This is a genomic window from Streptomyces sp. NPDC092370 (genome assembly GCF_044755265.1).
Lineage (GTDB): Bacteria > Actinomycetota > Actinomycetes > Streptomycetales > Streptomycetaceae > Streptomyces.
On sequence record NZ_JBIVQO010000002.1, the window covers coordinates 92,157 to 104,892 of the forward strand.

Genomic DNA, 12,736 nt, shown 5'->3' on the forward strand with positions numbered 1-12,736 from the left:
TTCCGTAGCCATCGCCGTCACATCTCCCGTTCTACACTGCCGACCCAATACACACTATTTCGGACACGCCGCCCACCGGCCCGCGCGGTGGTCCGAGGGGCGGTGTCGCGCATTATTGCCCTGATTGCCGTGTTTCGGGGCCGGTACAGCTTACGTTGTACAACGCGACACGGTTCGTCAGGGTGTCCTGCGCATCACGAGAACACACCGATTGGCCCCAAGATTCCTGAGACGGGCCGGAGTTGACGTTTCCTTCGCAGACGCGGAGCCCCGCCGGAGCAGTTCCGGCGGGGCCCTGACCGAGCCCGGCTACTTGCCCGTGAACTTCTCGTACTCCTTGAGCACCTCGTCCGTGGGGCCGTCCATGCGCAGCTCGCCGCGCTCCAGCCACAGGACGCGGTTGCAGGTGTCGCGGATGGACTTGTTGTTGTGGCTGACCAGAAACACCGTGCCGGCTTCCTTGCGCAACTCCCGGATGCGGTCCTCCGAGCGCTTCTGGAACTTCCGGTCACCGGTCGCCAGGGCCTCGTCGATCATCAGGACGTCGTGGTCCTTGGCCGCGGCGATGGAGAAGCGGAGCCGGGCCGCCATGCCGGAGGAGTAGGTGCGCATGGGCAGGGTGATGAAGTCGCCCTTCTCGTTGATGCCGGAGAAGTCGACGATGTCCTGGTAGCGCTCCTTGATCTCCTCACGGGACATGCCCATGGCGAGCCCGCCCAGTATGACGTTCCGTTCGCCGGTGAGGTCGTTCATCAGGGCCGCGTTGACGCCGAGCAGCGAGGGCTGGCCGTCGGTGTAGACCTTGCCCTGCTCGGCGGGGAGCAGTCCGGCGATGGCCCGCAGCAGAGTCGACTTGCCGGAACCGTTGGAGCCGATCAGGCCGACGGCCTCGCCGCGGTAGGCGACGAAGGAGACGCCGCGCACGGCGTGCACCTTGCGCACGCCGCGCTCCGCGTCGTCGGAGCCCCTCTTGAGTATGCGGCTGAGGGCGGCCGTGGCGCTGCCCTTGCCGGACTTGGCGCCGTTGACGCGGTAGACGATGTGCAGGTCGTCCGCGATGACGGTGGGGATCCGCGCGTCCTGGTTCTGCTCAGCCACGGCCGTACCTCTCCTCCGCCTTCCAGAAGTACACGAAACCGCCGAGGGCGAACAGCACGGCCCAGCCGCCCGCGGCCGCCCACACGTGGTCGGGCAGGTATTGGGAGCCGTAGTCGTCGATCAGCGCGAAGCGCATCAGGTCCATGTAGATCGCGGCCGGGTTCCACTGCAGCACGTTCGCGATCCACCCCGGCTTGTCAGCGAGGAAGATCGGGATGGAGAACATCACCCCGGACGCGTACATCCACGTCCGCATCACGAACGGCATCAGCTGCGCGAGGTCGGGGGTCTTGGCCCCGGCCCGGGCCATGATCAACGCGAGACCGGTGTTGAAGCAGAACTGAAGAACCAGCACCGGCACGATCAGCAGCCAGGACAGATCCGGGTAGTGACCGAAGCCGACCGCGATGGCGAACAGCACGACCATCGAGAACAGCAGCTGCTGGAGCTGCTGCAACGCGAAGGAGATCGGCAGCGAGGCCCGCGGGAAGTGCAGGGCCCGGACCAGGCCGAGGTTGCCGGAGATCGCGCGCACGCCCGCCATCACCGAGCTCTGCGTGAAGGTGAACACGAACACGCCCGTGACCAGGAACGGGATGTACACCTCACGGGACATGCCCCGGTCGGCCTCCAGCAGCAGGCCGAAGATGAAGAAGTACACGGCCGCGTTCAGCAGCGGCGTGGCCACCTGCCACAGCTGGCCGAGCTTGGCCTGGCTGTACTGCGCGGTCAGCTTCGCCCGGGAGAAGGCGAGGATGAAGTGCCGCCGGTCCCAGAGCTGACGGACGTACTCGATGAGGGACGGACGGGCGCCGCTCACGGTCAGCCCGTGCTTGGCGGCGAGTTCCCTCGCCGTGAGGCCCTCGTCGGGCGCCGCGGGCGCGTCCACCGCGACCGTGGCGTCGTGCGTTGTCTCACTCACTAGTGGAAACTTTCGTCTTCGAGATGCTCGGCCTGTGCCGGCCTGGCATGAACCGGGCCGGGGTACGGCCCGGGGGCTCCCGGGTGTTCCCGGATACGAGCTTGTCAGATGACGGGAGGCCGGCCCAGCCGGGTCAGCCGCCACACCGTACGCCACTTCATGGGCCGGCGGGGCCCGCACGAGTTGGTCCAGCCCTCGCGGAATCCGCCGAACCAGGCCCGCAGCGCACTGCGGGAGGGACGGCGCAGGAGAGTGAGCAGCAGCCACACGCCGAGGTAGACCGGGACGAGCGGCGCGGGAAGGTTGCGGCGGGCCAGCCAGACGCGGTTGCGGGCGACCATGCGGTGGTAGACCGCGTGCCGTGAGGGAGCGGTCGTCGGGTGGTACAGCACCATGTCGGACCGGTAGTCGATCATCCAGCCCGCGTCGAGGGCCCGCCATGCCAGGTCGGTTTCCTCGTGGGCGTAGAAGAACTCGTCCGGAAGTCCGCCGACGTCGGCGAAGACCCGGGTGCGGACGGCGTTGGCGCCGCCGAGGAAGGTGGTGACCCGGGAGGAGCGCATCGGGTCGGCGGCGCGCAGCCGGGGGACGTGGCGGCGCTGGGTGACGCCGGTGTCGGGGTCGGCTATGCGGAAACTCACGATGCCGAGCTTCGGGTCGGCCTCGAACGCCATGCGGCACAGCTCGGCGGTGTCGTGGCCCGCGAGCAGCCCGTCGTCGTCCAGGAAGAGCAGGATGTCGACGTCCCGGCCGGCCGGGCCGAAGGCCTCGATGCCGACGTTGCGGCCCCCGGGGATGCCGAGGTTCTCGGGCAGTTCGATCGTGCGGACGCCTTCGGGGACGTCCGGCACGGGCGAGCCGTTGCCGACGACGACCACCTCGACCGGGTCGCCGTCCTGCTTGGCGACGGAGTCGAGGAGGGCGCGCAGTTCCTCGGGCCGGTTTCCCATCGTGATGATGACGGCGCCGACCTTCATGCCGCTCACTTCAGCCTGCTCGAGGCGAGGATGGACACGAGGTGCAGCAGGGTCTGCACCAGCGCGATGCCGGCCAGCACCGCCACGCCGAGGCGCGTGAAGAACAGGTCTCCGCGGGCCTGGTCGACGATCGCCAGCACGAGGATCAGCAGGGAGGCCTCGATGCCGAGGATCAGCCGGTGGAACTTCAGGGCGGCGGCCGCCTTGCGGGCCAGCGCCATGCCGGAGGAGCGCATCTCGGCGGCGGCTTCCTCGACCGGCGGCTTGCCGGCCTGGTGCCGGGCGACGCCGACGAGGTCGGTCTCGGCCTTGATCAGGATGGCGCCGAGCGCGGCCAGGGTGCCGAGGAAGGCCCACAGCCAGTCGATGCGGCCACTGCCCCACGGGTCGGCGGCGCGCAGGCCGAAGCCGGTGAGCACCGCGGCGTCGGTGAGGTAGGCGCCGACGCGGTCCAGGTAGACGCCGCCCAGCGAGTACTGCTTCTTCCAGCGCGCTATCTCGCCGTCGACGCAGTCCAGCAAGAGGTACATCTGGACGCACACCACACCGAGAACGGCACCCGCGATCCCCGGCACGAGCAGTGCCGGGGCCGCGAGCACACCGAAGACGGTCATCAGGTACGTGAGCTGGTTGGGCGTGATCCTGGTGTTGACCAGGTAGCGGTCGACCCGCAGGGACACCTCGCGCATGTAGAGGCGTCCCATCCAGTGCTCACCGCTGCGCCTGTCCTTCACCCCTGGGGGGTGAACGACGGGGCGGAGTTCAGCTACCGATGGCCTTGACATAGTGGGCGTAGGTGTCCTTGATCTGTTCGGTGTTCAGGTCGAGGTGTTCGAGGATGGTGTAGCGGCCGGGCCGGGTCTCCGGGGCGAACTCGACGGCCTTGACGAACTCGTCCGTCGTGAAGCCGATCTCGTCCGGCAGCACGGGCAGGCCGTGCCGGCGCAGCACCTCGGCCATGTACGCCGATTCCTCGTGCGCCCCGCGCAGCCACATCGCGAAGGCCGCGCCGAGACCGCACTGCTCGCCGTGGGCGGCGGCGCGCTTGGGGTAGAGCAGGTCGAAGGCGTGGTTGATCTCGTGGCACGCCCCGGAGGAAGGCCGCGAGTCGCCCGACACCGACATGGCGATGCCGCTGAGGACCAGCGCCTCGGCCAGCACCTGGAGGAAGTCGTTGTCCCCGATGCCGCCCGGGTGCCGCAGTACGGCTTCGCCGGCCTGGCGGGCCATGGCCGCGGCGAGGCCGTCGATCCGCTCGCCCTTGACACGGTTCGCCAGCTCCCAGTCGGCGATCGCGGAGATGTTGGAGACGGCGTCGCCGATGCCGGCGCGGACGTAACGGACCGGGGCCTCGCGGATGACGTCCAGGTCGATGACGACCGCGATCGGGTTCGGCACACCGTAGGAGCCGCGGCCCGCGTCGTTGTCGAGGGTGGCGACCGGCGAGCACAGGCCGTCGTGCGCGAGGTTCGTCGGCACGGCGACCAGGGGCAGGCCGACACGTGCCGCGGCGAACTTGGCGCAGTCGATGATCTTGCCGCCGCCGAGGCCGACGACCGCGTCGAAGTGGCCGGCCTTTATGTCGCTCGCCAGCCGGACCGCGTCGTCCAGGGTCCCGCCGCCGACCTCGTACCAGGTGGCGCCGGGCATGCTCGGCGAGATGCGCTCGCGCAGCTTGGCCCCCGAGCCGCCGCTGACGGCGACGGCGAGGCGGCCGGAGTGCGAGATGCGCTCGTCGGCGAGGACGCACGCCAGGTCGTCGAGGGCACCCGGGCGGATGTCGACGACGAGCGGCGAGGGGATGAGGCGGGTCAGTACCGGCACGCGATCTCCCGTCCGCGGGCGAGATCGTCGTGGTTGTCGATCTCCACCCACTTGACGTCGCCGATCGGTGCCACGTCGATACGGAAGCCGCGGTTGACCAGTTCCTGGTAGCCGTGCTCGTAGAACTGCTGCGGGTCGGTCTCCCACACGGTCTTGAGCGCGTCGGCCAGCTCGGGGGCGGCGTCGCCCTCGATCAGCGTGACGCCGATGTACTCGCCGGTGGCCTCGGCGGGGTCCATGAGCTTGGTGATCTTCGTCATGCCCTCGACGGGGTCGACGACGACCTTCATCTCCTCGTCGGCCAGGTCCTTGACCGTGTCCAGAGCGAGGATGATCTTCTTGCCGTCGCCGCGGGCGGCGAGCAGCGTCTTCTCGACGGAGACCGGGTGGACGGTGTCACCGTTGGCGAGGATCACGCCGTCCTTGAGGGCGTCACGCCCGCACCACAGGGAGTAGGCGTTGTTCCACTCCTCGGCCTTGTCGTTGTCGATGAGGGTGAGCTTGAGGCCGTACTTCCGCTCAAGGGCCTCCTTGCGCGCGTACACGGCCTCCTTGCGGTAGCCGACGATGACCGCGACCTCGGTGAGACCGATCTCGGCGAAGTTGCCGAGGGTCAGGTCCAGAACCGTGGGTTCGCCTTCTATGCCCGCGGGGCCCACCGGCACCAGTGCCTTGGGAAGGCTGTCGGTGTAGGGGCGCAGACGCCGTCCGGCGCCGGCCGCGAGCACGAGGCCGATCATGCGGGTTCTCCTTCATCGTGTACGGCGGGTGCGCCACCACGGTGGGCGGCGACCCAGAAGCGGATGCTCTCGACGAGCACCACCAGGGCGACGGCCACGGCCAGTGCCGTGAGCGCGACCTTGAACTGCGAGGCGGTGAGCACTGCGGCGAGGACGGTGACGAGCAGCGTCCGCCCTTCGTGCCCCCCGATGGAGCGCACCAGCCAGGCCGGGGGCGCTCCGGCGTCGCCGCGGATGCGGTAGACCGTGTCGTAGTGATGGTAGGCGACCGCGGCCACCAGCCCGAAAGCCGCGGGCAGGGCCCCCTTCACGTCCGCCTCGGCCGCCAGGACGAGGACGGTGCCGTACTCGGCGGCGCGCAGGAACGGGGGGACGAGCCAGTCGAGGGCGCCCTTGAGGGGGCGGGCGACGGCGAGGCCGGAGGTCAGGGCGTAGCCGAGGGCCGCGACGATCGGCCAGGGGCCGCCGAAGTCCGTCAGCGCCGCGGTGAGGACCACGGCGAGACCGCCCAGCAGGGCGGCGGTGGGGGCGGTGAAGCCCGGCAGCCTGCGGGCGGCCTTCTTGAACGCCTCGGCGAAGCCCTGCGCGAGCGGGCCGCTGTCGGCGAGGTCGGCCAGGGCGACGGCCGCGCGGTCGGTCCGCTTGGCCTTGCGCGTCAGCGACCGCAGCACCCGTCCGGCCGTGGTGTAGGTCGCGGCGAAGGCGCAGCCGACGAGGAGCACGTAGAAGGTGATGCGGGGAGTCGTGGCCGCCGTCAGGACCGCGATCATCGCCCAGCGCTCACCGATGGGCAGCACGATCATCCGCCGGACCCAGACCGTCCAGCCGACGCTGTCGAGCTTGTCGGAGAGGGCGGCGGTGGGGCTGGCCAGCGACAATGTACCGAGCGCGGTGGCGTCGTGGTTGGCCTCGTTGAAGGAGAAGTCCACGACGTGCCGGCAGGTCTGCAGGACCATCGCCCCGAGGGCCAGGGCCCAGACGTCGTCGCCGCCGCGGGCCGCGCCGAGGGCGAGGCCGGCGTAGTAGGCGTACTCCTTGGCCCGGTCGAAGGTGGCGTCCAGCCAGGCGCCGAGGGTGGAGTACTGCAGCGAGTAGCGGGCGAGCTGGCCGTCGGTGCAGTCCAGCACGAAGGACGCGATCAGCAGGACGCCGGCCGCGACGAAGCCGCCGCGGGTGCCGGTGGCCGCGCAGGCCGCCGCTATGAGGGCGGTGAGCAGCGAGGCGGTGGTGACCTGGTTCGGGGTGAGGCCCCGGCGGGCGCACCAGCGGGCGAGGTAGCGGGAGTACGGGCTGATGCAGAAGGTGGTGAAGAAGCCGTCGCGGGCCTTCACGGCCGACTTCAGGCGTACGGCCTCGTCGTCGACGTCCGTGACCGCCTGCCGTGCCTCGTTGCGGGCCTGCGGGTCGGCGGGGACGGCGGCGACCAGGGTGCCCAGCTCGGGGCGGTGCACGTCGGTGCCGTCGGCATCGAGGGCGGTCAGGATGCGGTCGGCGAGGCTGTCGACCAGGGTGGTGCCGCCGCCGGCCGAGTTCTCGCGGGCCATCGCCCGGGTCAGCGCCTGACGGCCGGCGGGCTGGGCGGTGACGGCTCCGGGGATCGCGGCGAGCGGGAAGCGGGGGTCGGTGAGGCCGAGGCGCAGCGCGTGGACGTGCCCCACGAACCGGGCGTCGACCAGTGCGACCCGTTCGTCGCCCGGCACCTCGGCGAGGAGGGTCTCGGCCTCGGCGGCGTCGATCGCGGTCCGGAGGTCGAACCCGAGGGACCGCAGGTCGGCCTCGATCGACGATCCGGGGACCGGCTGGCCGGTGAGGATGGCGGTCGACAACCGAATTCACTCCCTGGGTACCGACGCGTCCGCGCCGGTGACGTACATGATGGGGGCGCCCTCTCCGGTGGCTCCCGGGCGGCATGTCGGCAGAGGCTATCGGATACCGGGAAGGCCACGTTCACCGGCCGTTCGGCGGCTGGATCGACGTGGTTCGCACAAGCCTTTGCCGCGATCATCATCGGGGATCCGGGGCCCGCCCCACAAACCGCGTCCCCTAAGCGGACATCGGGGACATTGCGGGGGCGGTCGCCGTGGCCGCATAGGGTGGGCGACCATGACGTGGCTGATCACCGGCGGTGCCGGCTATATCGGAGCCCATGTGGCCAGGGCCATGACCGAGGCCGGGGAGCGTGTCCTCGCCTTGGACGACCTCTCGGCCGGGGTGCCCGCCCGGCTCCCGGCCGATGTGCCGCTCGTGCGGGGCTCGTCACTGGACGGGGAGCTGCTGAAGCGGATCTTCGCCGAGCACGGTGTGACGGGTGTGGTGCATCTCGCGGCCCGCAAGCAGGTCGCCGAGTCCGTGGCACAGCCCACGCGCTACTACCGGGAGAACGTCGGCGGCCTGGTGACGCTGCTGGACGCGGTGGCCGAAGCCGGGATCGAGCGTTTCGTGTTCTCCTCGTCGGCTGCCGTCTACGGCGACCCGGGTGTGGACCTCATCACGGAGGACACCCCGTGCGCGCCGGTGAACCCGTACGGCGAGACCAAGCTCGCCGGGGAGTGGCTGGTGCGGGCGGCGGGAGAAGCGCACGGGATCTCCACCGTGTGCCTGCGGTATTTCAACGTGGCGGGCGCGGCCGCACCCGAACTGGCGGACACGGGTGTCTTCAACATCGTTCCGATGGTCTTCGACCGGCTGACGCGCGACGAGGCGCCCAGGATCTTCGGCGACGACTACCCGACCCCGGACGGCACCTGTGTCCGTGACTACATCCACGTGGCCGACCTGGCCGAGGCCCATCTGGCGGCGGCCCGGCGGCTGGCCGAGGGCGGCCTCGCGGGTGACCTGACGGTCAACATCGGCCGCGGCGAGGGCGTCTCGGTCCGCGAGCTCATCACGGTCATCGGCGAGGTCACCGGTGACCGCCGGCCCCCGCTCGTCGAGGACCGGCGTCCCGGTGACGCCCCACGGGCGGTGGCGTCGGCCGCCCGGGCCGCCGTGGAACTCGGCTGGACGGCCCGGCGCGGGGTGCGCGAGATGACCGAGTCGGCCTGGCGGGGCTGGCGGCTGCACCACGGCTCCTGACCCCCTGAGGGCGTCCTGACCTGCCCATCGTTTACGCAGGTCAGGGCAGATGACAACGGTGTTCAGTGCCGCGTTGCGCATACCCCCTCCCCGTAGTTCACTGGGGTGCCCGAGCGCGATCAGGCGGACACACGGAGGCTGACTTCTCATGGGGGCTGGGCACGATCACGGGCACGCGCACGGCGCGGCGGCCGGCGGTACGGCGACCTCGGCGTACCGCGGCAGGCTGCGCATGGCGCTGGCGATCACGCTGGGCATCGTGGTCGTGCAGATCGTCGGTGGTGCCCTCGCCGACTCGCTCGCCCTCGTCGCGGACTCGGCCCACATGGCGACGGACGCCCTGGGTCTCGGGATGGCGCTGCTCGCGATCCACTTCGCGAACCGGCCGCCGAGCGAGCGGGCCACCTTCGGTTACGCCCGGGCCGAGATCCTCGCCGCCCTGGCCAACTGCCTGCTGCTGCTCGGTGCGGGCGGGTACGTCGTGTACGAGTCGGTCCAGCGCTTCATCGCGCCGGCTCAGACCGAGGGCCGGCTGGCGCTGCTGTTCGGCGTGATCGGCCTGGTGGCGAACCTGGTGTCGCTGTCGCTGCTGATGCGCGGGCAGAAGGAGAGCCTGAACGTGCGGGGCGCCTTCCTGGAGGTGGCGGCGGACGCCCTGGGTTCGGTCACGGTGATCGTGTCGTCTTCGGTGATCATGCTCACGGGCTGGCAGGCCGCCGATCCGATCGCCTCGCTCGTCATCGCGCTGATGATCGCGCCCCGGACGTGGAAGCTGCTGAGCGAGACGCTCGCCGTGCTGCTGGAGGCCGCCCCCAAGGGCGTCGACATGGCGGAGGTGCGTTCGCACATCCTCGCCACGGACGGTGTGGAGGACGTGCACGACCTGCACGCCTGGACGATCACCTCCGGCATGCCGGTGCTGTCGGCACACGTGGTCGTGAGCTCGGAGGCCCTGAACGCGATAGGCCACGAGAAGATGCTCCACGAGCTCCAGGGCTGTCTCGGCGACCACTTCGACGTGGAGCACTGCACCTTCCAGCTGGAACCGATCGGTCACGCGGAGCACGAGGCGCGGCTCTGCCACTGAGGGGGCGCACTCCACTGCGAGTGCGCCGGGGAACGCAACCCTCCGCCGCGCGCGCCCGCGTCCTGAGCCCCACAGCTCCGGTGGGGACGATTTTCCGCCTGCCCGCCCGGGCACGATCATCTACCGGGTCCCTTTCCCCGGCGTCCGACCGGCGCCGGCCGCGGTCCGCGCCAGCGCGCGGGACATGCGGGCGTGCCGCGAAGTGCCGGGAGTGCCGGATTCGTACGGCAGACTTGGGGCGCGAAGACCGATGTGAAGGATGGGTATGCCGATCACACCTGCCACCGCGACGCACAACCCGTCGAACGGCACCGCAGACGCGATTTTGCTGGAACTGGTCGACGAGGACGGCGTGACGATCGGCACCGCGGAGAAGCTCGCCGCCCACCAGCCGCCCGGGCAACTGCACCGCGCGTTCTCGGTGTTCCTCTTCGACGAGTACGGCCGGCTGCTGCTCCAGCAGCGCGCGCTGGGCAAGTACCACTCCCCCGGTGTGTGGTCCAACACCTGCTGCGGCCACCCCTACCCCGGCGAGGCGCCCTTCGCGGCGGCGGCACGGCGCACGTTCGAGGAGCTCGGCGCCTCCCCGTCCCTGCTGGCCGAGGCGGGCACGGTCCGCTACAACCACCCGGACCCGGAGTCGGGTCTGGTGGAGCAGGAGTACAACCACCTCTTCGTCGGCATGGTGCAGGCCGTGGTGCGGCCGGACCCGCAGGAGGTGGCGTCGACGGTCTTCGTGACCCCGCCGGAGCTCGCGGAGCGGCACGCCAAGGACACCTTCTCGGCCTGGTTCATGACCGTCCTGGACGCGGCCCGGCCGGCGATCAGGGAGCTGACGGGGCCGTCCGCGGGCTGGTGAGTCCGGCCCCGGCGGCCGGGTTCAGGAAAAGCGCGCGGGCTTGAGCGGCAGGGCGGCCCAGATCACCTTGCCGCCGCTCGCCGTGTGGTCCACCTCGCACACCCCGCCGGCCTCCCGGGTGATCTCGCGCACCAGGAGCAGCCCGCGCCCACCGGTGCGGGCGTGGTCCGTCTCCAGGGCGGTGGGCCGGTACGGATGGTTGTCCTCCACGGACACGCGGAGCCAGTCGGCGCCGACGGCCAGTTCGACGGCGATCGTCGGGGACAGCACCGCCGCGTGCTTGACGGCGTTCGTCACCAGCTCCGAGACGATCAGCAGCAGCCCTTGGGCCAGATCGTCCGAGACCGGCACCCCCTGTCGCAGCAGCAGGTCCCGTACGGCGTGCCGTGCCCGGGGGACCGAGGCCTCGACCGCCGACGCGGTGAACCTCCAGACCCCTTCGTACGGAAGCGGATCCGCGGGCGCGGGGCCGAGGGGCGCCGCGCCGTCCTCTGGGCGGGGGCCGAACCCTCGCCCGTCGTCGTCCATCGTCCGGTCGCCACCCTCGCGCTCGATTGTCGCCACACGTCGAGTGTTGGTAAGGATGCGCCTCACACTCCGGGACTGAACAGAAGTCAGCAACTATCGAGCACTTCTGACCGTTGGCGTATGACACGGTCAGTTGTGGGACTGGTCCTGTCCCTGTTGTGCCGTCTCGGCGAACTATTCGGGTTGTACGGGTTTGGCATCCGGATAGCATCCGGCGCATGGAGCCGCAGCTGGAGTACCGCGTGACCGACTCGGTCGCGACGGTCGTCATCCGTCATCCCGAGAAGCGCAACGCCATGACGGCCGCGATGTGGCGCTCCCTGCCCCCGCTGCTGGAGGAGCCTGCCGGTGATCCGGCCGTGCGTGCGCTGGTGCTGACCGGCGAGGGCGGGACGTTCTGCGCCGGGGCCGACATCTCGACGCTGCGGAGCTCGCCCGAGGAGGCGCAGGGGCTGGCCGTGCGGGCCGAGGAGGCGCTGGCCGCGTTCCCGAAACCGACGCTGGCCGCGATCCGGGGTCACTGCGTGGGCGGCGGGGCGCAGTTGGCGGCGGCCTGTGATCTGCGGTTCGCCGAGGAAGGGGCGTTGTTCGGTGTGACGCCCGCGAAGCTCGGCATCGTGTACCCGGCGTCCTCGACCCGGCGGCTGGTGTCCCTGGTGGGGCCGGCCACCGCCAAGTACCTGCTGTTCTCGGGGGAGCTGATCGACGCGCCGCGGGCCCTGCGGACCGGACTGGTGGACGAGGTGCTGCCCGAGGGCGAACTCGTCAAGCGGGTGGCCGAGTTCACCCGGATCCTGGTGTCGCGTTCGCAGCTGACGCAGGCGGCGGCCAAGGAGTTCGCGGACGGGCGTGCCGACCGGGACGCGCACTGGGCGGGGCAGGCGCGCGCGAGCGGCGACACCGCGGAGGGTGTCGCCGCGTTCCTGGAGCGCCGGCAGCCGCGGTTCGGCTGGAGTGTGCCTACGTCAGGGTGACGTCGGCGTGGGACCGGAGCAGTTCGACGAGGTGCGTGGGCGCCTTCTCGGGTGATCCGGCGTCGTAAGGCGGCTGCGGGTCGTACTCGGTGGCGAGCTGGACGATCTGCGCGTGGTCGTCGCCCGCGATCCGGCCGAGCAGGGTCAGTCCCATGTCGATGCCGGAGGAGACACCGGCCGCGGTGACGTACTTGCCGTCGGTGACGACCCGCTCCCCCGTCGGCTCGGCGCCATGGCGCCTCAGCTCCTCCAGGGCCAGCCAGTGGGACGTGGCGCGGCGGCCCCGGAGGAGTCCGGCGGCGGCGAGCAGCAGGGAGCCGGTGCACACGGACGTCGTCCAGGTGCTGGTCTCGTCGGCGGTGCGCAGCCAGGTGAGGAGGGGGCCGTCCGCCGCCAGCGGGAGGGGACCCGGGCCGCCGGGGACCACGATGATGTCGGGGTGCGGTACGTCGGCCAGGGTCCTGTCGGCGGTGAGCGCGAGGTTCCCCGAGTCGTTGCGTACGGGGCCGGCTTCCTCGGCGACGAAGACGGTCTCCGCGTCCGGGAGCCGGCCGAGGGTTTCGTAGGGGCCGACGGCGTCGAGGGCGGTGAAGCGGTCGTAGAGGACGATGGCGATCTGCATGGGGTCCCTTCGGTCGGCTGATGTCGCTGG

13 protein-coding genes are annotated in these 12,736 nt (G+C 70.8%); 4 read left to right on the plus strand and 9 right to left on the minus strand.

Going from position 1 to position 12,736, the window contains the following annotated elements; genetic code table 11:
* Positions 1 to 309: 309 nt before the first annotated feature.
* From ACIQHQ_RS07040 to ACIQHQ_RS07070, 7 genes are all read right to left on the minus strand, one after another.
* Positions 310 to 1,098 carry an ABC transporter ATP-binding protein gene (locus ACIQHQ_RS07040; RefSeq protein ID WP_402610712.1) on the minus strand — a complete coding sequence of 263 codons (789 nt, stop codon included), beginning with the start codon at positions 1,096 to 1,098 and terminating at the stop codon, positions 310 to 312.
* Positions 1,091 to 2,020, minus strand: a complete 930-nt coding sequence (locus tag ACIQHQ_RS07045) for an ABC transporter permease (RefSeq protein ID WP_402610714.1) — start codon at positions 2,018 to 2,020, stop codon at positions 1,091 to 1,093. The genes ACIQHQ_RS07040 and ACIQHQ_RS07045 overlap by 8 nt, the downstream gene beginning before the upstream one ends.
* A gap of 104 nt (positions 2,021 to 2,124) precedes the next feature.
* Entirely contained in the window at positions 2,125 to 2,997 is an 873-nt protein-coding gene (locus ACIQHQ_RS07050; RefSeq protein WP_402610715.1) for a glycosyltransferase family 2 protein, read from the minus strand.
* A 5-nt stretch (positions 2,998 to 3,002) separates the two neighbouring features.
* Positions 3,003 to 3,782, minus strand: coding sequence for a CDP-alcohol phosphatidyltransferase family protein (locus tag ACIQHQ_RS07055; RefSeq protein WP_402610716.1), 780 nt, complete (start codon positions 3,780 to 3,782; stop codon positions 3,003 to 3,005).
* Positions 3,760 to 4,821, minus strand: a complete 1,062-nt coding sequence (locus tag ACIQHQ_RS07060) for an iron-containing alcohol dehydrogenase family protein (RefSeq protein ID WP_402610717.1) — start codon at positions 4,819 to 4,821, stop codon at positions 3,760 to 3,762. Before ACIQHQ_RS07060 ends, ACIQHQ_RS07055 begins: the two co-directional genes overlap by 23 nt.
* On the minus strand, positions 4,809 to 5,561 hold the full coding sequence (locus tag ACIQHQ_RS07065; RefSeq protein ID WP_402610718.1) for a sugar phosphate nucleotidyltransferase: 753 nt from the start codon (positions 5,559 to 5,561) through the stop codon (positions 4,809 to 4,811). The genes ACIQHQ_RS07060 and ACIQHQ_RS07065 overlap by 13 nt, the downstream gene beginning before the upstream one ends.
* On the minus strand, positions 5,558 to 7,387 hold the full coding sequence (locus ACIQHQ_RS07070; RefSeq protein WP_402610719.1) for a DUF5941 domain-containing protein: 1,830 nt from the start codon (positions 7,385 to 7,387) through the stop codon (positions 5,558 to 5,560). Before ACIQHQ_RS07070 ends, ACIQHQ_RS07065 begins: the two co-directional genes overlap by 4 nt.
* A gap of 277 nt (positions 7,388 to 7,664) precedes the next feature.
* Between ACIQHQ_RS07070 and galE the strand changes: the two genes are divergently transcribed.
* The 3 genes from galE (at position 7,665) to idi (ending at position 10,582) form a co-directional block, all read left to right on the plus strand.
* A complete protein-coding gene (gene galE / locus ACIQHQ_RS07075; RefSeq protein ID WP_402610720.1) occupies positions 7,665 to 8,636 on the plus strand; it encodes a UDP-glucose 4-epimerase GalE in 972 nt (323 codons plus the stop codon).
* Positions 8,637 to 8,784: 148 nt separating this feature from the next.
* Complete coding sequence (locus ACIQHQ_RS07080; protein WP_402610721.1) at positions 8,785 to 9,723, plus strand: cation diffusion facilitator family transporter; 939 nt, start codon at positions 8,785 to 8,787, stop codon at positions 9,721 to 9,723.
* A gap of 265 nt (positions 9,724 to 9,988) precedes the next feature.
* A complete protein-coding gene (gene idi / locus ACIQHQ_RS07085) occupies positions 9,989 to 10,582 on the plus strand; it encodes an isopentenyl-diphosphate Delta-isomerase (protein WP_388315525.1) in 594 nt (197 codons plus the stop codon).
* Between the two features lie 21 nt (positions 10,583 to 10,603).
* Here idi and ACIQHQ_RS07090 read toward each other — a convergent pair whose 3' ends face one another.
* On the minus strand, positions 10,604 to 11,110 hold the full coding sequence (locus ACIQHQ_RS07090; RefSeq protein ID WP_402611585.1) for an ATP-binding protein: 507 nt from the start codon (positions 11,108 to 11,110) through the stop codon (positions 10,604 to 10,606).
* A gap of 218 nt (positions 11,111 to 11,328) precedes the next feature.
* Here ACIQHQ_RS07090 and ACIQHQ_RS07095 point away from each other — a divergent pair, with 218 nt between their 5' ends.
* Complete coding sequence (locus ACIQHQ_RS07095) at positions 11,329 to 12,084, plus strand: enoyl-CoA hydratase/isomerase family protein (RefSeq protein WP_402610722.1); 756 nt, start codon at positions 11,329 to 11,331, stop codon at positions 12,082 to 12,084.
* Here ACIQHQ_RS07095 and ACIQHQ_RS07100 read toward each other — a convergent pair.
* Positions 12,071 to 12,706, minus strand: a complete 636-nt coding sequence (locus ACIQHQ_RS07100; protein WP_402610723.1) for a DJ-1/PfpI family protein — start codon at positions 12,704 to 12,706, stop codon at positions 12,071 to 12,073. The two genes, ACIQHQ_RS07095 and ACIQHQ_RS07100, sit on opposite strands and share 14 nt — an antisense overlap.
* Between the last annotated feature and the right edge of the window lie 30 nt (positions 12,707 to 12,736).